At 37.1% G+C, this 19,320-nt stretch carries 16 protein-coding genes; 6 read left to right on the top strand and 10 right to left on the bottom strand.

All coding sequences use genetic code 11. The features are described 5' to 3' along the window. Position 1: 1 nt before the first annotated feature. The 6 genes from AC5KOD_RS16055 to AC5KOD_RS16030 all read left to right on the top strand — a co-directional run bounded on the left by AC5KOD_RS16055 (position 2) and on the right by AC5KOD_RS16030 (position 7,290). Complete coding sequence (locus tag AC5KOD_RS16055) at positions 2 to 1,255, top strand: glycosyltransferase family 2 protein (RefSeq protein WP_496915589.1); 1,254 nt, start codon at positions 2 to 4, stop codon at positions 1,253 to 1,255. An 88-nt stretch (positions 1,256 to 1,343) separates the two neighbouring features. Further along, positions 1,344 to 3,434 (top strand): cellulose biosynthesis cyclic di-GMP-binding regulatory protein BcsB, encoded by a 2,091-nt coding sequence (locus AC5KOD_RS16050; protein ID WP_496915588.1) that lies wholly within the window; start codon positions 1,344 to 1,346, stop codon positions 3,432 to 3,434. 1 nt (position 3,435) lies between these two features. Continuing rightward, positions 3,436 to 4,290 (top strand): diguanylate cyclase domain-containing protein, encoded by an 855-nt coding sequence (locus tag AC5KOD_RS16045; RefSeq protein ID WP_496915587.1) that lies wholly within the window; start codon positions 3,436 to 3,438, stop codon positions 4,288 to 4,290. Between the two features lie 20 nt (positions 4,291 to 4,310). Continuing rightward, positions 4,311 to 4,793: a thioredoxin family protein gene (locus tag AC5KOD_RS16040; protein ID WP_496915586.1), complete on the top strand. Its 483-nt coding sequence runs from the start codon at positions 4,311 to 4,313 to the stop codon at positions 4,791 to 4,793. A 345-nt stretch (positions 4,794 to 5,138) separates the two neighbouring features. Next, positions 5,139 to 5,423, top strand: a complete 285-nt coding sequence (locus AC5KOD_RS16035) for a hypothetical protein (RefSeq protein ID WP_496915585.1) — start codon at positions 5,139 to 5,141, stop codon at positions 5,421 to 5,423. 418 nt (positions 5,424 to 5,841) lie between these two features. Then, positions 5,842 to 7,290, top strand: coding sequence for a C1 family peptidase (locus AC5KOD_RS16030; protein WP_496915584.1), 1,449 nt, complete (start codon positions 5,842 to 5,844; stop codon positions 7,288 to 7,290). Positions 7,291 to 7,512: 222 nt separating this feature from the next. On the opposite strand, the gene AC5KOD_RS16025 is transcribed toward AC5KOD_RS16030, so the two are convergent. The 10 genes from AC5KOD_RS16025 to AC5KOD_RS15980 all read right to left on the bottom strand — a co-directional run bounded on the left by AC5KOD_RS16025 (position 7,513) and on the right by AC5KOD_RS15980 (position 19,265). Then, positions 7,513 to 8,916, bottom strand: coding sequence for a pectate lyase-like adhesive domain-containing protein (locus tag AC5KOD_RS16025; RefSeq protein WP_496915583.1), 1,404 nt, complete (start codon positions 8,914 to 8,916; stop codon positions 7,513 to 7,515). An 88-nt stretch (positions 8,917 to 9,004) separates the two neighbouring features. Next, positions 9,005 to 9,880, bottom strand: a complete 876-nt coding sequence (locus AC5KOD_RS16020; RefSeq protein WP_496915582.1) for a hypothetical protein — start codon at positions 9,878 to 9,880, stop codon at positions 9,005 to 9,007. After that, positions 9,880 to 10,086, bottom strand: a complete 207-nt coding sequence (locus AC5KOD_RS16015; RefSeq protein WP_496915581.1) for a hypothetical protein — start codon at positions 10,084 to 10,086, stop codon at positions 9,880 to 9,882. Before AC5KOD_RS16015 ends, AC5KOD_RS16020 begins: the two co-directional genes overlap by 1 nt. Before the next feature lie 12 nt (positions 10,087 to 10,098). After that, positions 10,099 to 10,647, bottom strand: a complete 549-nt coding sequence (locus AC5KOD_RS16010; RefSeq protein WP_496915580.1) for a DUF5067 domain-containing protein — start codon at positions 10,645 to 10,647, stop codon at positions 10,099 to 10,101. A gap of 107 nt (positions 10,648 to 10,754) precedes the next feature. Continuing rightward, on the bottom strand, positions 10,755 to 12,194 hold the full coding sequence (locus AC5KOD_RS16005; RefSeq protein WP_496915579.1) for a pectate lyase-like adhesive domain-containing protein: 1,440 nt from the start codon (positions 12,192 to 12,194) through the stop codon (positions 10,755 to 10,757). A gap of 83 nt (positions 12,195 to 12,277) precedes the next feature. Then, the gene (locus AC5KOD_RS16000) at positions 12,278 to 15,508 is read right to left on the bottom strand and encodes an isopeptide-forming domain-containing fimbrial protein (RefSeq protein ID WP_496915578.1); all 3,231 of its coding nucleotides are present in this window, start codon (positions 15,506 to 15,508) and stop codon (positions 12,278 to 12,280) included. Between the two features lie 12 nt (positions 15,509 to 15,520). After that, positions 15,521 to 16,201: a hypothetical protein gene (locus AC5KOD_RS15995; protein ID WP_496915577.1), complete on the bottom strand. Its 681-nt coding sequence runs from the start codon at positions 16,199 to 16,201 to the stop codon at positions 15,521 to 15,523. Between the two features lie 17 nt (positions 16,202 to 16,218). Continuing rightward, complete coding sequence (locus tag AC5KOD_RS15990; protein WP_496915576.1) at positions 16,219 to 17,100, bottom strand: hypothetical protein; 882 nt, start codon at positions 17,098 to 17,100, stop codon at positions 16,219 to 16,221. Positions 17,101 to 17,239: 139 nt separating this feature from the next. Next, entirely contained in the window at positions 17,240 to 17,971 is a 732-nt protein-coding gene (locus AC5KOD_RS15985; protein WP_496915575.1) for an LPXTG cell wall anchor domain-containing protein, read from the bottom strand. Positions 17,972 to 18,032: 61 nt separating this feature from the next. Next, a complete protein-coding gene (locus tag AC5KOD_RS15980; protein ID WP_496915574.1) occupies positions 18,033 to 19,265 on the bottom strand; it encodes a hypothetical protein in 1,233 nt (410 codons plus the stop codon). Positions 19,266 to 19,320 lie beyond the last annotated feature (55 nt).

Below are 19,320 nucleotides of genomic sequence, written 5' to 3'. Positions count from 1 at the left end.
CATGACTTGGGCTGATTACTTACTGCTAATTGCCACATTGTCAATTTGGAGCCTGTTGCTAATTAATGTTATTCTCATTATCGCAGGCTATGTTTATTACATGAAAATAGAAGGCGCGCCACCACCAGAAATTCAAGGTGAGCCCCCCTTTGTTAGTATCATGGTGCCCGCTCACAATGAAGGAATCGTGATTGTCAAAACCGTCGAAGCGCTCCTTCGACTTGACTACCCCCATGATCGTTACGAGATTATCGTCATTAACGATAATTCATCTGACAATAGCGCAGACTTACTTAAAGCAATTCAACAAAAAAATCCGACACGACAACTAAAAATTATCAATACAGACGCTGTAACAGGCGGAAAAGGAAAATCCAATGCCTTGAACTTAGGCTTCAAGGATGCAAAAGGTGAGCTGATTGCCATTTACGACGCTGACAATACGCCTGAAAAAAATGCTTTACGCTATCTAGTAGCGGAATTAACGCTGGATCCGACCTTAGGTGCCGTAATTGGAAAGTTTCGGACACGTAATCGTGACGCTAGTCTCTTGACTCGCTTTATAAACATTGAGACACTTTCCTTTCAATGGATGGCACAAGCGGGGCGCTGGCAGCTCTTTAAACTTTGCACGATTCCTGGCACTAACTTCATTCTGAGACGATCAATTGTCGAAGCGATTGGTGGCTGGGATGTCAAAGCCTTAGCTGAAGACACTGAAATTAGTTTTCGGATTTATACGATGGGCTATCGAATCAAATTTCAACCCAAAGCAGTCACTTGGGAACAAGAGCCTCAAACACTCAACGTCTGGTTCCGTCAACGAACTAGATGGGTCAAGGGAAATGTCTACGTCATCATCAAGAATATCCCTTTACTATTTGATCCAAAAGCTCGCAAAATTCGGTTTGATTTACTTTACTTTCTGGCTATTTACTTTTTACTGCTGACCTCACTCGTAGTCTCCGATACAGTCTTAACACTGAATATTTTTGGCTACATCCATACCACACTCGCAGGCTTTAGCGGACTCTTGTGGTTACTCGCGATTGTCCTGTTTATCGTTGGTACTTTCATAACCATCACCACCGAGAAAGGTGAAATGAGCTTAGAAAATATTGGAATTATTGCGTTGATGTACGTCACTTATTCACAGATGTGGATGGTCGTCGCAGGTTACGGTCTAGTCATGTATATCCGTGAATCAGTTCTAAAACGAGAAGCCAAATGGTATAAAACAGAGCGCTTTAAATAAACAATCATCTAGCTTTGCGACAGTCTTCTTAGTTAAATCTAAGCGATAAACTCGCATAAGCATTATCTTATCAATTGGAGGAGTCATTATGAATCATTTTAAGTATCTCTTCAGTCTGCTATTAACTACCGGCATCCTATTACTATGCCCGATTATTTCCTTAGCTGCTAATCAGGAAGGCTCTTTAAAAGCCCAGCAAACCTTTATTACTGAATTTGAACAAGCCGAGCAATCCTTAACTGGTCCAACATCTAGTCAAACTATTTATTTCCAAGTCTTAGATTATTGGGATGTGGATCAAGCAAAAATCGCCTTAGATTACCAAGTCTCTCAGCTGACGAAGCGTGAACGCTCAAACTTGACCTTTACCATCAATGGTGCCAAATTTCACTCACTGGAGCTTGCAGCTAGTAAGACCGATAAACAGAATGTGGCCGTTTCAATTCCTAAAGAATTATTAAAAGTAGGGGTAAATACACTGGTCATTCAAGGAAATGTCACAACCATTGACGATGAAGATGTCTGCCGCATTACGACAACGCCTGCTGATTGGTTACATATTTTTAAAAGCTCCAATGTCGGCGTTCTCTATCATAACCAAGAAATGAGCGACAGCATTCAGGATTTTCATACCCGATTTAGCGGTATCGATTCCATTGCTCATAAGCAGGTTGCCCTGCTAGTCGCTGGAAAAGCTGATCCAGCTGAATTAGAGAGTGCCACCTACGTGCTATCAAGCTACGCTAAAATTGAAAATAAAGAGGATCAAGTCATTCCAATCGCTCAACTAACTGATGACGAACACAATCAAGCTCCTTACCAAATTATTATCGGGCTATACGATCACTTACCAGCAGACTTAAAAAAAGAAGTCTCAGAAAAAGAATTAGGCGACGATGCTCATATCAAGCGAATCAACAAGGATCAGCAGCATATCTTATTACTAATAGCAAAAAAAGAAGCGGCATTGATTAAAGGGAGCCGCTTTATCGCTAACTCACAACTTATGTCAGAAGTCGCTCAAAATGAAAAAGTGGTGGACAAAGATACCTTAACAGATACGCCAGTCATTGAATCAGAAAAATTATTTCGCTTAAATGAGCAAGGAGACAAACTCGTCGGTGCGTTCCACCAAGAAAAACAATTTTTTGTCTCCTTGCCATCTAATCGCTCAATTGCTTCGAATAGTGAAATTTATCTGAAATTTCGTTACGCTGAAAACTTAGATTTTAATCGATCACTCGTCACTATTTCAATCAACGACATTCCTATTGGTAGCCAAAAGCTAACAAAAGATAAAGCAGGCAATGACGAGCTTAGACTGACTGTTCCAAAAGACTTAGATGTCGCAGGTGACTTTACCTTAACTGTCGCCTTTGAATTAGAAATTCAAGATTTACCATGTACACCGCGACAAGCTCAAATGCCATGGGCTTATATTGCCCCTGAATCAGCCATGACAATCCATACAAAGGACCGTCAAGATTTAGACTTTGCCAATTATCCTTATCCATTTTTACGTGAAGGAAGCTACAACCAAGTGGCCGTTGTTTTACCAAAAACAGTGGATGAAAACATCTACCGCTCACTTACTAGCTTATTTAATTTACTAGGCCGCTACGCGCAAGATAACACTGGCGATGTCATCTTTGTTAGCGGTGAGAAAGTAGTTGCTGACGAAACACTTAAAGCAAATAACCTGATAGTCCTTGGTAGTTATCAAGAAAACAGCGTCGTAAAAAATTTGAATAAGGAGCTGTTCTTCCGCTACGATGATAAAGGAGAACGACTCATCTCCAACGAGAAAATTAGTATCGAAAGTCAATATGGGACAGAAATTGGTTCAGGTCAACTCGTTTTCTCTCCTTATGAAGAAGGCAAAGGAATCTTAGTTCTAACAAGTGCTAATTCACGCGGTACGTACTTAGCTGCACGTGAGTTAAGTAGCCAAGAAAAAATCGGGCAACATCCAGGTGACGCCTTTATCATCGATAAAGATGGTAATTTAAGCAGCTTCCGCTTCAAAAAAGAGCTTTCTAAAGAAACCTCTTCTACTGCAACTAAATTGACCAATAACGCTTCCTTATTGACCTATATCGCTATCTTCATATTTGTCGGAGGAACATTAGTTGTGGGATTAGTCTTTATCATCTTGAAAAATAAAAAGAAAGGAGCCTAACATGAAAAAAAATACGCAATTACTCGCAGATCTTTCACTCTTAGGCTTCCTCTTATTAACGTTTATTATCGTGGTTTTTGTTGGTCTAACCAGTGATCATCTCTTACAAAATGTGATATTTATGAATATCGCCTTGATCTTGGCTCTCATTACTTACTTCACCACCATTACTACAGGGCTTACGATTAATCTAGCATATATTTTTTTCCAAGGAAGCTACGCCCTCTATCAGGTTTTAGCCAATAAGGATCAGATATTCATTTTGCCAATCTACTTCTGGCTTGTAATTACACCAATTTTTTCAAGTTTAATATACGCACTAAGCCACTATTCTCGACAGCTACAAAAAGAAAATGTCATGTTACAAGCCCAGTCACTTAAACTAGGCATTATTGATGCTGAGAGCAAACTTCGGAACCTAACAGCTTTTAATGACGATGCCCAAGTCTTTATGGACGCTTCTCGCCGTCTAGATATAGATAACTACCTAATCGTCTTTCAAATGAAATTTTGGAAAGAAGTCAAAAAGATGCTTTCTACTGAAGAAAGACAAGAAGTCATTCATATGACTGTTGACGCCATCAATCGTAGCCGTGGTGACTCAGGTATCGTCTATTTATTAGACGAAGTTGAACTAACCTTTGGTGTACTAATTTTCAAAGAAGAAGAAGCAATGATCGAGGAATTAATTCAAAACTTCCGGACGATTTACAACATCAGTACCCAAGAATTTTCGAGTCATCATCGTATCAAGCTCGAGACTAAAATTGCTTACGTTCATTTTGATTCCGAAGAAATGCCGACACCTTATACCTACCTGAAATCAGCAATTAAAGAACTAGAATATGATGTTTAACTAAACGGAAGGAGACACCTATGAATAAAAAACTGCTCCCTGTACTGAGCCTAGTGGCGATTTTACTACTAGGCGGCTGTACTAAACCAACCGCACAAATACCTACCAAGGAAAGCACCACAACAGTAACTAGTAGTACACAAGAAGAACCAGCAGTCCTAGCTTACCAAGAAGACGTCAAAACCTTAACCGAGCTTTCTCTTAGCGACTTTAAAGCAAAACTAAATTCTTCAGACCCTTTTTTAGTTTATCTAGGAAAGCCGACATGCGTATACTGTCAGGCCTTTGTTCCAAAACTCAAAGCAAGCTTAGTCGACAATCCGCAAACCATCTACTACTTTAATGTGACTGAAGCTGACACAACACCTGAGATCAAAAAGCTAATGACAGACTTAGATTTGGAATACGTCCCTGCACTTTTAAAAATTAAAGATTCTGGCCAGACCATTATTACTTATGATAAAAAGAAGGATGATCTAACAGATTTTTTGTCAAATTTTTAGACAACAAAACTTAAAACACCGCTAGATCAGCCTATTACGGGAGTGAGACAACTGTCTCGCTCTCTTTTTCTTATGAAAAAAAATAAGCTAATTGTTCACTAACACATTTTTATGATACAATTAGATTAAAGGGTTATTTTTCGAAAAAGAAGACTCTTCCTATAGAATTCAAATCAATAGATCCACCTTCATTACAACATTATGACCCTATTAATTAAAATAGAAAGCTAACTCCGAGGTGTTCGACAAAAAGATTATGAACAAACGCATATATTACTGTATTCCCCAAAAAGAAAAAAACAGCCTAATGACAGAAACTAGTTTTCACCGTGAGTGTACATGCCCATGGTGAGAGTTAAATATAAAGAATTTAGAAAAGCGAGAGATATCATCTCTTATTTGGATTATTATTGGGAATTTTTTGGCAAAGACCACCGAAAAATCAACAAGAAATTTAAACGACTTATGCGCAAATTTAACAATCGTAAACTCGAAGAAGAATATGCCTTAATTCCTCGTTCTAAAATCACAAACACAGTCAAATTAACGACTAAACAATACAAAACCCTACAAGAATTAGTCACTTTAACCAATACGTTAGAGCGATTAAGTAGGAAATCTAGTAAATAATAAAATATCTGCGCGGCTACTTAATTTCACTAGTTAGTTGAAATTAAGTAGCCTTATTTTCGTTGGATGTTCACTTCATTATTTATGTAAATTAGTACATTGATTCTAAACTAAGAGTATGGAGTATGAGAGTGATCAAAATCTATCTCTAATAGAGTTAAATAATCACCCATTATATATATTTCAATGACCAATTTGTTTATTTTAAACTACTACTATTTCAATTTTAGCCTTCAAAAGAAAAAATATAGGTTAATATACTTCAAATTATCACAACTAAACCGACACTTTTTTTAAAAGTTATATAAAATACTAAAAAAAGTTAAAAATGAAACGTTTTTAGATAAAAAGACTTACAACTCTGTTCATTTAACCTTCTTTATGTTAAAATTAACTTATTATATTAGGAGGTTTAATTATGAAAAAATGGATCCATTTGACACTCTTCACATTAATAATTTTAAGCTGGCCCACTGGCGCCCATATCACCCAAGCAGCAGAACAGTCGTTACAAATAGGGAACTACCACTCTACAACTGATACCTTACCTGAAAAGCATTTTCCCCGTAATGAAAAAGATTGGCCAATTAAAACGCAGCAAACAATCAATGATGGAAATGGTATTTGCTGGGCGTTTGCTGGCACTGCAATGGCAGAGGCAGCCGCATACAACTTACTGGATGAGTCACACAGCTTCTCTGAAACCTACCTCGCCTACCTTCTTACAAACGATGGGATAGATGGAATAAATCACTACGATCAAACGGTGAGGAATGGCGTCTATTCTCTCGGAGGTGGTGGTTACATACATGATGTCCTCTCCGTTTATCTAAATAAGCGAGGTCCTGTATTAGCTGAAAAATTCACAGCCCAAGGAGAAACTATTTCTTCCGATAGCATTCAAAAAAAAGCAGATATTGACATCACTAATGTCTCTTTAATCGACAAACAATACTATAGTAACGAAAATGAACGGCTAGAATTTATTCAAAATATGAAAAATGCTATCTATAATTACGGAGCGGTTTCTTATGAATACGAAACTGAAGGACGAGAAGTTGGAGCAGTAACACCAAATATTTTTAACGGTTTTGGTGAAGCTCACGCTGCCGTACTAGTCGGGTGGGATGACAATTACGATAAGTTTAGTTATGACGATGGGAGATATTATTCCGATGTTCCAAATAAACCTGGAGCATTTCTTATGAGAAATAGCTGGGGAACAGATTATGGCGATAACGGATATTTTTACGTCTCATACGAAGACTATGCACTATCCAACTCACCTTATGCGATCACCGGTGTCCAGCCTATCTCTCAACATTCGCTATATTACCAAACTAATTTCGTTCAAGAAGATGACCTTTTCGTGAATAACTTTAAAACAATCCCTAATACTAATACATCTGGAGCCAAATACACTCTCTTAACAAATACTTACTCAAAAAAAACTAACGTTGAAAAACTTACCTCTTTAACAATGAAACTTGGTCTAAAGAAGAACTATCAAGTCTATGTTAACCCCATCGACGATAATACGACAGATTTTTCAAAACTAAGCTTAGTTGGAAACGTATCTCCTAACGTCCAATCAGCTAATTCTGGGGATGTCATAACTTTAAAAGAACCCGTCCCATTGATAGGAGACAAATTTTCAGTCGTAATCAAAGTAGATGGCGCAATAACTAATGCCCGAACTGGAATTATTCCCTTCTGGTCAGATGTCACAGATATTAGCTCTTTCATTTATCAATCAAACGATAATCAAACAATTATTCAAAAATACGCGTTTACTAATAATTTCGCAACAAATAGATCTGGTCATCTAGCCATTGATGTTGGAACCATTTCACAAAAAAATGATTAATAGAACTATTTTTGTTTGGCCATCCACTTTCTAATTGATCTTACCTAATCACAATTAATAGGTGACACAAAAAAGCACAACTAATGCCATATTGACACTAGTTGTGCTTTCGTATAATTACACCTCTACAAATCGCTCACTTAACTTTCAGCCATACAAAAGTAGGGAATGTAACCATCTCTAATAGTTTATTTTCTATCTAAGCAAAGCTTATATAAGCGTTTAAGCGCCACCGCCACCGCTTAAGAATCTCACTTTACCGTAGTTAGCTATTTGGAAATCATTAACTGTTTCCGCATTTGGAGAGAAAACTTGTCCATTAACATTGTTATTCTTAGCATCGCCTCTTAGACCAACATAGGTTGAAAATTGACCTTGTGGACTGAATACACGATCAGCAACTGCTGGATAGTCGCCGCCACGTTGGCTCCAAGTTTCAATTCTATTTAGAGTAGTCCCTCTAACAAAATGACGGTCAGCATAAAAGACATTCTGTCCAGCCATATGGTTAGTAATCTCCAAGTTTTTAGCCGCATCTAAGTTAAAGCTAGCAAACTCATAGATGCTTTCAACAACACCTTTTTTAGAGTTTCCATCAATAATTAATTCAGATGTTTTGTTCATGTTAATTTGAGTGCCATATTCTTGGATCTTCATAGTCGCATAATTACCACCACCACGACCATTCACTGTCATTTTACTTCCTCTATCTAAGTTTAATGACGGAATATTTAGGTAATCCGCACGAGGAATAAATTGGAAACCAACACCAGCAGCATTGATATCTAACTTAGCATTTTTACCTACATTCACTTGGTAGACTTTGTCGTAAAAAGCAGGATAGTAATAGTTAACATCACTTTGTGGAGAAACTTCAATGTTTACTTCAGCCTTATCCCCGATGTTTACTTCACCTGTAGCAAAACCGTCAACTAAACGGCCATTAAAATAGAACGCAGAAAATTGTCCGTGATCTTTTTGTGCCGCTTTTCCGTTGTAGATACTACCTGGACGGAATTCTAACTCATGAACCCAAGCATTTTCAGCACGCGTTGAAATATTATTTGTTCCATCAAACGTCAATTTCCCTTCTGACAAGTGAACAAAACGATCCCCATCATAGGTTACATCTTTCGCGTAGACATCCCAACCATAGCTTGATGGGCCATTACCTGAACCACCTGTAAAGAAGCGACCAGCTACTTGAGCAGCAGTAATTTTAGTGTCAATAATTGAGAATAAATTATTTTCACCTGCATTAGCTTTTTTCAAGGTACTTTGCTTCCCATTAATAGCATAAGCCTTTGAATTAATTACATGACCTTCATCACTATTTCCATAAATAGTAACATCTCTAGCAGGAACATTTCCGATATTTTTACGGAATGTAAAACTGCCTTTAATACTAATATCAGTCACACTAGCATTACCTAACGCTGATTCAAACTCTTGAATCGTGCGTACTTCTACCGCATTAGCAGGAATGCCTGGTGTCGCTGCTTCTACCACAATCGCAGGAGAAACCAATCCTGTTATCCCTGGTACTGAAACACCTCCAATAATACTCAAACTAAGCGCACCAACAGTGACAGCTTTTAACACTTTCTTTGTAATTTTTTCATTCACTAAATTTCCAACTCCATTTCCTATTTTTTATTAGATAAACAAGGGCTAAATAAGTAAAAATAACTTATCCCCCTCAGTAATCCCCCAATTATTCAGGTTCTTCTGGCTGCTGAGGCTCTTCGGGACGTTGAACTTCAGCCATTCGTTGCTGTTGTTCTGCTTCCTTATTCTCTTCCTCTTGGCGATGAGCCTCAATTCTAGAAGCTTCTTGCGACGTCTGATAAGCATCAGCGAACTCATTACTCGCTACAATGACTGTCGTCGTTCGATCTTCCTTCTCAATCGTTCCCACCTGAGTGACATCACAAATATAAAGTAAAACAGGGGTTAACCCATCCAACAATTGAAAGTCAAACTTAAAGGTCTGATCATTGAGAACCTCGACTTGTAACTCTTCTTCATTAAATGAGTTAGTTACACTTAATTTTTTTGTTCCACCTTCAGCTTTTCCTGTAACAGTTACCATCCCTTGAGCATTCGTCTCAAAGGTATCTGCTAACTTAATTAAAAGTTCCTTTTCTAAACTTTCTTTCGTCTTAGGAGCTTCTTTTGAAGAAGCCGTTGTCTTTTTTGATGAACTATTAGTAGATTCAACCAATTTCTTCTCAGTACTATTCTGAGAATCACTGGATTTCTTTGTCTCACCTGTATCATTAGTAGATGAATTAGAAGAGTCTTTTGCCTTTTTTATTGCCTGCTTTTTTTCCAGTTTCTCCTCATTCTCTTGAGTATATAAATAATAATAGCTACTAGTTACTAAAGATACAGCTACAACAATCATTAGACTTCCTAAAACTACTGTGACTTTTTGCTTCCTTTTACGTTTCAAAATTCTCTGATCTAAAGTCAAATATAACCATTTAGTCTTGTTAAGTAATTTATTTATAGTAATTAATAAAGCTAGATATGCCAAAGAAACAAGCCCGAAAAGCCCCGCAAGAATGTAAATGTACACTTCCATCATTAATCACGACTTTTCTTTTTTGACTTCTTCGATTTTCGTTTCCCTTTTTTCTTCGATCCTTTAGTAGTCCTTAGCCCTTTTTTCAATTCATCAATCTGTTCTTGAATAAAGAGTCTTTGGCGAGTCAGGATAACCAATCCTACTAACGTACTAATACTAATTAAAGCTAAAATAACTAAAACAATTGTTAATGGTTGTATGCTCACTTGCTCAGTCTCCTATAATTTGATTTTCTCACTATAAACAACTCGATGCTCATCATCAAAAAGAAGCATGTTAATATCGCCACCATCTGTCGCACAAAAGAAACCAACTTTAGATGTTTCATCTGCTTTAATAGGACGACTCATCTGATCCACAGCCGTTTTATAATCCGAACCGTCTAAGTCCTTCTTTTTTAAAACAGTCGGATAGAAGCTATCTACCGCGCCTTTATCAGCACTAGCAAAGGATACAAATGTGCTCCAGATACTTTCTGGGTAAAGCGCTTCTTTCCCCTTATTAGTTACTTCAGCATAGACGAATAAAGCAGATTGATCCTCAATATCTAACTTTTTTTCAAAGCTTAAAAATTTAATGTCAAATTCTTTAGATGTAAATAGCTTAGACTTTTCGTCATAATTGTAATCAGCAGAATGCTCTGAGATACTACTTTCTACCGTATCAATTGAGCTCGAACCCTTTTTGGTGCCATTATCTTTTTTTTCAGAACAGGCAACTAATGAAAGACTGACCATCATTATCAGTATTGCTTTAAAAAATTTCATCCATACACCTTTTTTCTCATTTTTTAAAACCAAAAGAGTGCAGGGATAAGTCAATAGACTCGTCCCTACCACTCCTTAAAGTATAAAGTTAACATCCAACTAAATGGTTACGCTCCGCCGCCACCGCTTAGGAATCTTACTTTACCATAATTAGCCATTTGGAAATCATTAGCTGTTTCAGCATTTGGTGAAAAGACTTGGGCACTACGATTGCTATTTTCTAATGAATAATCTTCCCAATCATTACTAGCATCCTTCGTATTACCTCTTAATCCAACATAAGTAGAGAATTGACCTTGTGGACTGAATACACGATCCGCTACAGCAGGATAGTCGCCACCTCTTTGTTCCCATGTTTCAATTCTATTTAATGTTGTCCCTCTTACAAAATGACGATCTGCAAAGAAGACATTTTGTCCAGCCATGTGGTTAGTAATTTCAAGGTTTTTAGCTGCATCCAAGTTAAAGCTTGCAAACTCATAGATACTTTCAACTACACCTTTTTTTGAATTACCATCAATAATTAATTCAGACGTTTTGTTCATGTTAATTTGAGAACCGTATTCTTGAATCTTCATAGTTGCGTAGTTTCCGCCACCACGACCATTAACAGTCATTTTACTTGCTCGATCTAAGTTTAATGATGGAACATTTAGATAGTCTGCACGAGGAATAAATTGGAAACCAACCCCAGCAGCATCAATCGCTAACTTAGCGTTTTTCCCTACATTTACTTGATAAACTTTATCGTAAAATGCTGGATAGTAATAGTTAACATCGCTTTGAGGTGACACTTCAATATTCACTTCTGCCTTATCACCAATGTTAACTTCACCCGTTGCATAACCATCAACTAAACGTCCATTGAAATAGAACGCTGAGAATTGACCATGGTCTTTTTGAGCAGCTTTTCCGTTATAAACAGAGCCAGCCTTGAACTCTAAATCATGTACCCAAGCATTTTCTGCGCGAGTAGAGATAGTGTTAGTTCCATCAAAGGTTAATTTACCTTCTGATAAGTGAACGAAACGATCACCATCATATTCAACACCTTTGGCATAAACATCCCAACCATAGCTTGAAGGACCGTTACCAGAACCACCTGTAAAGAAGCGACCTGCTACTTGTGCTGCTGTAATCTTAGCATCAACAATTGAGAATAAATTATTCTCACCAGCGTTAGCTTGCTTCAATGAGCTTTGTTTTCCGTAAATAGAGTATGCTTTAGAATCAATTACATGCCCTTCGTCCTTATTTCCCCAGATTGTCACATTTCTAGCAGGAATATTAGTGATATTCTTACGGAAAGTCATACTTGCTTCAATGCTAATATCTGTTACTGTAGCATCTTGTAAAGCAGTTTCAAACTCCTGAATTGTGCGCACTTCTGTTGCATTAGCAGGAATTCCTGGTGTTTTAGCTTCAGCAACAATTGCTGGCGAGATTAAATTGGTAATTCCTGGAACTGAAACTCCTCCAACAATTCCTACAGTCAAAGCAGCTGTAACTGTTGCTTTGACAAGTTTGTTTCTTAAGATGTTTGTCATAAAAGACATCTCCCATTCTTTTTTTATAGAAAACGGAAGCAGTCATGACTATAAAGACTAGTCACTTCCGTTAACTTCACTCATTATTTTGTTTTAATTGCTTGCTCAAATACGTTCGCTTTATAATCCCAATTATAGAAAGGAATTGCTTTATCTTTATAGACTTCACTTGGACGTATGACCAGAGTAATAAAATAATCCGTATCAGGCGCCAAAATAAAGCTCGGCCATTTCCCATCCTTAACAATCTCTGTTTCTAATTGGGCTTTTTTATTGCTAATAACATAGCCAACATACTCATACATCTCTGGCATAACAGCACGAACTTCATAGCCACCATAACCAGCAGCAGGCATCAATTTAGCAGTCGTATAATCCTGCTCAGTTAGCTGAGCGGTCGATAGGACTTGTTTATTGATCGTTGTTTTAGCTTCACCGCTATCATTGATGTTCTTCAAGTTGAAGTAGCCATTTGCTATCCCAACAGGACTAACAAGGAAACTATTTGTGCCTTGTATTACTTGTCGTAAATTCAACGTTGCCGACAATTTGTTCGTAACAGTGGCTGTAGCAGTCAATTCTTTCGGCGCTACTTGTCCTTCGATTCTTCCTATGGCTTTGGCATTTATGGTATTGGCAACTTCGCCTGATGCTGTCGCATTTACGATTGCCTTAAATGTAATTGTGATTGCCTGTCCTCCAGACAACTCCAATTTCTTATTAGCCTTAAGAATAGGTGTTGCACCCGTTTTATCCCATTCAATATCGCTAGCAGTGGCATTACCACTAACACTTGTACTAGCATCAACTAAATCAAGATAAGAAGCCAGCTTATCATCGAATTCAAGCTCTCTTAGAAGAGTATTAGCATCTGGATCAGTATTGGCAATCGTCATTTTATACGTCAACGTTTGCCCTGTACTTACCCGATCATCATTAATTTTTTCTCCTGCTTCATTGAAGACATCTTTGGTTACCGCCAACTTACCAACAGGTCGTATCTTCTGGTTAACAAAAACTAGCGGCTCTTTTTCAGAGGTAAAGCTAACCACGACATTTTCTTTAGAAGCATCTGCATCGTAACCAGCCGGTGCTTCAATCTCAACAACCTTGTAGTCTATTCCACCAGGTAATTCATCTGTCAACCAATATCCTGTACTATTTCCTCCACTACCGGTTACCCCAGTAGCGACTACTTTATCTTTGCCATCTAGAACATTAAACTTAGCACCATTTAATAGCGCACCATCTGCAGTTAATGCTCTTTTTTCAATCAATAATTTACCACTTAAATCGATCAGACCTACTGTATCACCAACTGGCTCATCATAGTCTGGCCTACTTGAGTACTTAGAGGTTGAAAAATCAACATTAGCCAATTCAACAGAAGCACTATTTAAGAATTTTAGTTGTATTTTTCCTGTTTGATCGTTTACAACTAATCGATCTATATACTCTTTCTTAGTCGTATCGAGTGTTGTCGTTACTGATACGGTATATGCATTTTGATAAAAACTATCTAGTTTAAGGTATTCTGGATGAGCAGATACCACTAACTTATCTTTACCTGTCACTGGGTCATTAGTTACTGTAATTGACCAAATTTTAGTTTGCTTGCCCTTTAATGAAAAGGTACTATTAGTCACATCACGATGATAGGCATCCTCAATTGTGATTGGTTTTGTTGCTGTATTTTGAATTCTTAAAAACTCATCAAATTCATCTGAGATTTCAAACTGCGGGTCACCATTCTTGACATACCTTGGTGGAACATCTTGACGAATCGTCCAAGTAATATCTTTATCTGACGTATCTTGATCCGCTTGCTTAATTGGGTTAGTAAAACGAATTGGTCCTAATGTAACCGGAAAGAAACCAACTGCACTACCTTCCTCAGATGATCCATTTCCTACATAACTAGAAGGTTTTAAATAGTTTTCCTTATCAGGGAAATCAATCTTATTCGACGAATCATTAAATAATTTAGTAAAAACATCTGTAAATGACTTAGGATTATATTGCCAATCCGTTGACCAATTCTCAACATCCTGTGTAGTAAAGACGCTAGCATTGAAATTTATACTGAATCCTTTTGTATCACCATAAGTAAATGAGAACCAATTCCCTCTTGACTTGGCAGTTGTGTTAAAGTGATTGAAACGATTCACGTACAAATAGTCATCAGAAGTAATTTTATAAGTTAACTCATTAAAATTCATATTACTTCTAAGCTGATCATATGTATTTATCTCATCATAAGGTGGAAAACGATAGTTCATATAATCATAATAAGCTTGTTTCTCAGTTGGAGTAGCTGTTGCCATAATAGGCGGTGTAAAAGGATCCATAGTCGCCCACGCAGGATTCCAATCAGCATCTCCCTCTTGTGTTTTCAACGTATACAAACGCTGGATGTTTGCTTCTTTACTAATCCCAATACTTTCATTAAAGTCAAAATCGACAAAGGTTAAAAAACCACGTATATTAATAGGCGTTAAAAGATTACTGTTTGGATAGCTATCTGCTATACTCGGATTATATTCCTGTGAACTAGGATGCTCATAAAACGTATATTCGATCTCAACGTAACTTGGTTTTTGATTCTCAAAGTTTCCTGTCCCTGTATCAGAAACTGTCATGGCAGATTCCCTAGAAACATCCTCATTATCCGACTCCGTCGCTCTTTTTTTAGAAATCCCAATTGTCACGCCTTTAGCAACATTGCTACCATTTTTCATTATGGGCTCAATTTCTTTAACCGTCATCTTAACATCAATTTGTTTCCCACGATAGGTTCCCATATTGGTAAAGATAATCGAATTTTCTTTACCAGTCTCAACATTAGCTGGAGTAAAATTTTGCTTATCTACACCAGACATCGATGCACGAGTTTGTCGTTTACCTTCTATGGTTACAATCGCTTCTGAACCACCCTCTGTTAACGGCGCATCATTCCAAGCTGGTGAAAAACCATACTCACCAGGAATAATAAATTCATTTTTTATCTGTTCTGGATCAAGAGCTGTACCAGACTCACCATTAATATCCTTTGGCATCAACGTCATGTGGTAGGGCAATGCAGGATTAGAGACTGGTGGCATCGTGCCCAAATGAGTCGCATCTACAAGTAAGCCATGATCTGGCTTCGTATCGTCATACTCAACAATATAATCACTTACAGGCGGCAATGCAGCCATAATTTTTTCCCAATTTTGATTTAGTATAATCCCAGCAAACACCATAAAAATCGAAAGGACTGAAAAAACGAATAGTTTGCCTTTTTTATTTAGCTTTCTGCGTTTGTTCTTATTCATTTCTCACCCTCCTTAATTCTTTTTAACATTCTTTTGCTGAAGTTTATCATCAATTAATTTTAAATTAGCATCTGTTGGTGCCACGTTCTCTGCTAAATTCCAAAAAGCAGTTCGGTAATGTGACCCATTAACAGCGACTGTCTCACTTTTCACTTGAATAGTTAACTTAGCATCCTGATAAGCATCCAATAAACTGTCAGACAATTTAGCCGTTGTAAAGATAGGCGGGGTCATAGAAGCCGTCCCACCTGTTTGAGGAGGCAATGCATCTAAATAATAATAGTAGCCATCTCCCCCATCACGCCATTGATCGTTCAGGGTCACGATGATTTCCTCAGTCAAAACCGCAGTTGGATTTGCAGGGTCAACCACACCGATATTAGCAGGTAAAGACAAGTCCCCTGTTCCAATAATTTCTGGAAAAACCATCACACGAACAAATAATTTAGTATTGCCAGTGTTTTCTACCATTATTTCTTTTTCATATGTTTTTCCTTTTTCAGGTACTTGAGTGGTGTCAAATCCATTTTTACCTTCATTGAGTTCACCCTTTAAATTAGCTAATTGTAAATTATTAATCGTATTGTCATCTCTCTTTATAGCCCCATATACTACCACGCCCAACACTAACGATAAAAGTAAAGCCCCGATAACAAATGGAAGTTGACGATACTTCTTAAGTATTTTTTTCATTTTTACGTGACTCCCTTCTAGTTATCATTAAGAACAAATTTTGAATCATATGAGTACATATTGAATAGCGGAATGCTATTTGTCCATTTGGCTAAACCAGCCTCAGATGGTGTCATACCATAAGCTTCCACTTCAAGATTGTATAAACTATTCTTCAATTGATTACCTAGTGAGCTGTTAAGAGTCGTAATACTTTTAACTAGATCAATAGCGGTTACCTCACCACCTGCTAAGACTTTCGAATAATAGAAATAGCCATCCTCATAGTACCAAGCAGTCGTTGGGCTATTTGGCGCAAGTGAAATATTCTTTACATCAGGATGAAAAGTCAGGTCAAAGTTTTTTAACTCAGTTGGTCGAGCACTATCATCCCCAAAAATATAATCTACATTTTTATGAATAGGAGTTGTTGCCACATAATAAAGATCATCGCTACCTTTTTTGGTACCTGATGAATAGATATTCCCAGCTTCCCAAGTATCAGTATTCTGGCGATTAATTTCTTTATCCGAGGATTCTTTGACCTTTGTTTTTAAGCTACCATTACCTTTACCCTCACCATTTGCTAAATCAATTTCAAATGGTAAAAAACTTTCATTCAATTTAACACGAACAATGGCTGGTTTTGTTGAAATATTCTTTACTTTGACTTCCTTTTGAACCTCACTTGAATACTCCACAGTGCTTCCCTGTTCAAATTTCTCTTCTACTAAGACAGCAATAGTCTCTGGACTTGATTGCATATGATTGGCTACCCACTCTGAATAACTTGACCAAGCCAATGTAGCATTTATTAATAAGAAAGCAGAAAAAACTACAACTATTGCTCCAAAAGTTTTTCTATTTTTTTTTAAAAAAACTTTTCTAGTTACTCCTTTTTTCACATTATTTTTTTTCATGTTTTCCCGTCACACCCTTTCTCCATTTCATTACTTGTGGATTAATTTCATAAAAGAACCTTAGTAAAATTTTTGATATTTCTTCTGAAATTCACTTATGAAATTAATCCGAGCTTTAATAATAAAGCTCTTCATAATTTCAATGTGTTGCCTTTTTTGTTTTTTTGTAAAAGTTCACAGAAACCAAAATCAACACTAAACCAATAATCATACCTAGTAAAACTAACGCAAATTCCTCGCCAGTTTGTGGTAACTTCCCTGCTAACCCAGGCGGAAGTTTAGACCAAATTTGTGGCGTTTTAGTATTTGGTAATTTTTTTTCAGCCTCACGGTTGGCATAAAACGACCAATAGAAATCAATCGTACTGATTTTTTCCCACTTTTCTTTTGGCAATTCATTAGAGACTGTAAAATCTGCTGTCAAATGACGAATATCTCCTATTTCATAGTCACCTAATTCAAGTGGGGTTGTTTTTTTGCGGTCGTTATTTTTGCCACTACCGTCAATCAGACCATCGTAAATTACTTTATCCTCTAACGTAAGCTTCACACTAATTACTTCAAACAAATTAATATCACCTGAAGTTTCGGCTACATAATCCTTGCTATCAGGATTCATTAGCATGTTGATCGTGATTGGCCCTTTCACTTCTTGAGAATAGTTACTAATCACAATATCTTTACTGAAGGTTGCTCCAGGAACAATATCATTTTTCTCAATGAAGTATTTTCCATCTGATTTTGCAGTGAAGCCTGTTTCATCTCCAATAAGAAAACCAGAAGGAAGGGTTTCAGCCAAGGCCGTCTGATAAAATCCAAAAGCACAGAAAATTATGAATATGTTCAACAGACATCTTGTATACTTCTTCATTCTTTAGCTCCCCGTTCCTTCTAGTACAATACTCTCATTTACTTGCAAATTTATGACAGTTTTAGTTTTCTGTAATTGTTAAGAAATCACCACTTGTAAAGTATTTATAAACTGGTGATGATTCTGAAAGACCCCAGCCTGAATCGTTTGATTCCCAAATTTTACCTTGTGCATCTGGAACTAAACTAGCAAGTGCTCCGCTTTTAGAAGCTCTTGTTAAAGCAGCTTTAGAAGCTGGGATTGATTCTAGACCTACATATAAATCATATGAAGCAATTTTGAATGATGCTGTTCCAGGATATTCAATCCCTTCTAATACAGCTGAAGAAGTCGTTACACTTGGATCTAATTTATCTAAATAATAGAAATAACCAGAAGGTTGATCAAAATACCACATTGGTTGTCCAGTAGCTGGTTTAGCAGTTGGAAGCGTAGTGGTTGCATCATTAATTACTAAACCAATGCTGCTATCAACTTGTGATTTTTTGTAATCAGTAACAGGTGCTACAGCTTGACTTACAAATACGTTAGCTCCAGCCCAATCAGCTTCTTTAACAGCTTCTAAATCTGCACCATAACCCCAAACTGCAAAGTTTTTCTCTGCCACAGGATCTGTTGTTTTAACATTGTACATAGTTGTTGAGTTATCTAATACAACATTCCCTGTTACTTTTTGAGCAACAACTGCATCATTAGTATCAAAACTTCCGCGAATTACAGGAATAGAAGTATGATCTGTACTACCTGATAAAATAAAGTTTTTAGGCCAATCAGCTTTCGTCATAGCCACTTCTCTAAACATAACTGCTTTGTCACCATTAACATATAACTTTAAGGCCGCATCTGTATTAGCAACGCCATCAATTGTTAGTCTCTCTGAGCTAGGAACCCAACCATTACCACTTAAGTACTCTTTAGCATCAAAAATAACTGGGAACTTAGCTTCTGCTGCTGTTGCATATCCTTGTCCAACTGTAGCATTTGCTCCAAGTTTTTGAATCATTTCCTCAAATGAGATTCTGATTAATGCTGCGTCTGGTGAAGCATTAGATACAGAAACTTTCTTTTTTAATACAGTAACAGTGTCTGTATCAGGAATTTCTTTGTCTGGGAATTCCTCGACAATAGTAACTCTACCTTTTTCAAAACCTTTTGATTGCATGTGGTTTTTTACCCACTCAGTATAAGACGTCCATGCAAATGTTCCCATTACCATGGTTAGCGCAGCTAAACCAGTTACGGCTACCGCAACTTTTTTCTTCTTATCTTGCTTATTGTTTTTTCCTTTACCCATTGGGGTACCTCCTATAGATATACATATTTATGTTAACCTGCATGGTTAGATGCTG

The sequence above is a fragment of the Vagococcus sp. WN80Y genome (genome assembly GCF_059621045.1).
The sequence above is the reverse complement of the archived record's forward strand: the minus strand, read 5'-3'. Positions and strand labels throughout refer to the sequence as shown.

What these genes read in the sequence shown, in the direction of transcription:
- AC5KOD_RS16010 (WP_496915580.1), bottom strand. Translation starts at nt 10,647, where the DNA reads ATGAAATTTTTTAAAGCAATACTGATAATGATGGTCAGTCTTTCATTA.
- AC5KOD_RS16040 (WP_496915586.1), top strand. Translation starts at nt 4,311, where the DNA reads ATGAATAAAAAACTGCTCCCTGTACTGAGCCTAGTGGCGATTTTACTA.
- AC5KOD_RS16005 (WP_496915579.1), bottom strand. Translation starts at nt 12,194, where the DNA reads ATGACAAACATCTTAAGAAACAAACTTGTCAAAGCAACAGTTACAGCT.
- AC5KOD_RS16055 (WP_496915589.1), top strand. Translation starts at nt 2, where the DNA reads ATGACTTGGGCTGATTACTTACTGCTAATTGCCACATTGTCAATTTGG.
- AC5KOD_RS16035 (WP_496915585.1), top strand. Translation starts at nt 5,139, where the DNA reads ATGGTGAGAGTTAAATATAAAGAATTTAGAAAAGCGAGAGATATCATC.
- AC5KOD_RS16000 (WP_496915578.1), bottom strand. Translation starts at nt 15,508, where the DNA reads ATGAATAAGAACAAACGCAGAAAGCTAAATAAAAAAGGCAAACTATTC.
- AC5KOD_RS15995 (WP_496915577.1), bottom strand. Translation starts at nt 16,201, where the DNA reads ATGAAAAAAATACTTAAGAAGTATCGTCAACTTCCATTTGTTATCGGG.
- AC5KOD_RS16020 (WP_496915582.1), bottom strand. Translation starts at nt 9,880, where the DNA reads ATGATGGAAGTGTACATTTACATTCTTGCGGGGCTTTTCGGGCTTGTT.
- AC5KOD_RS15990 (WP_496915576.1), bottom strand. Translation starts at nt 17,100, where the DNA reads ATGAAAAAAAATAATGTGAAAAAAGGAGTAACTAGAAAAGTTTTTTTA.
- AC5KOD_RS15985 (WP_496915575.1), bottom strand. Translation starts at nt 17,971, where the DNA reads ATGAAGAAGTATACAAGATGTCTGTTGAACATATTCATAATTTTCTGT.
- AC5KOD_RS15980 (WP_496915574.1), bottom strand. Translation starts at nt 19,265, where the DNA reads ATGGGTAAAGGAAAAAACAATAAGCAAGATAAGAAGAAAAAAGTTGCG.
- AC5KOD_RS16030 (WP_496915584.1), top strand. Translation starts at nt 5,842, where the DNA reads ATGAAAAAATGGATCCATTTGACACTCTTCACATTAATAATTTTAAGC.
- AC5KOD_RS16045 (WP_496915587.1), top strand. Translation starts at nt 3,436, where the DNA reads ATGAAAAAAAATACGCAATTACTCGCAGATCTTTCACTCTTAGGCTTC.
- AC5KOD_RS16050 (WP_496915588.1), top strand. Translation starts at nt 1,344, where the DNA reads ATGAATCATTTTAAGTATCTCTTCAGTCTGCTATTAACTACCGGCATC.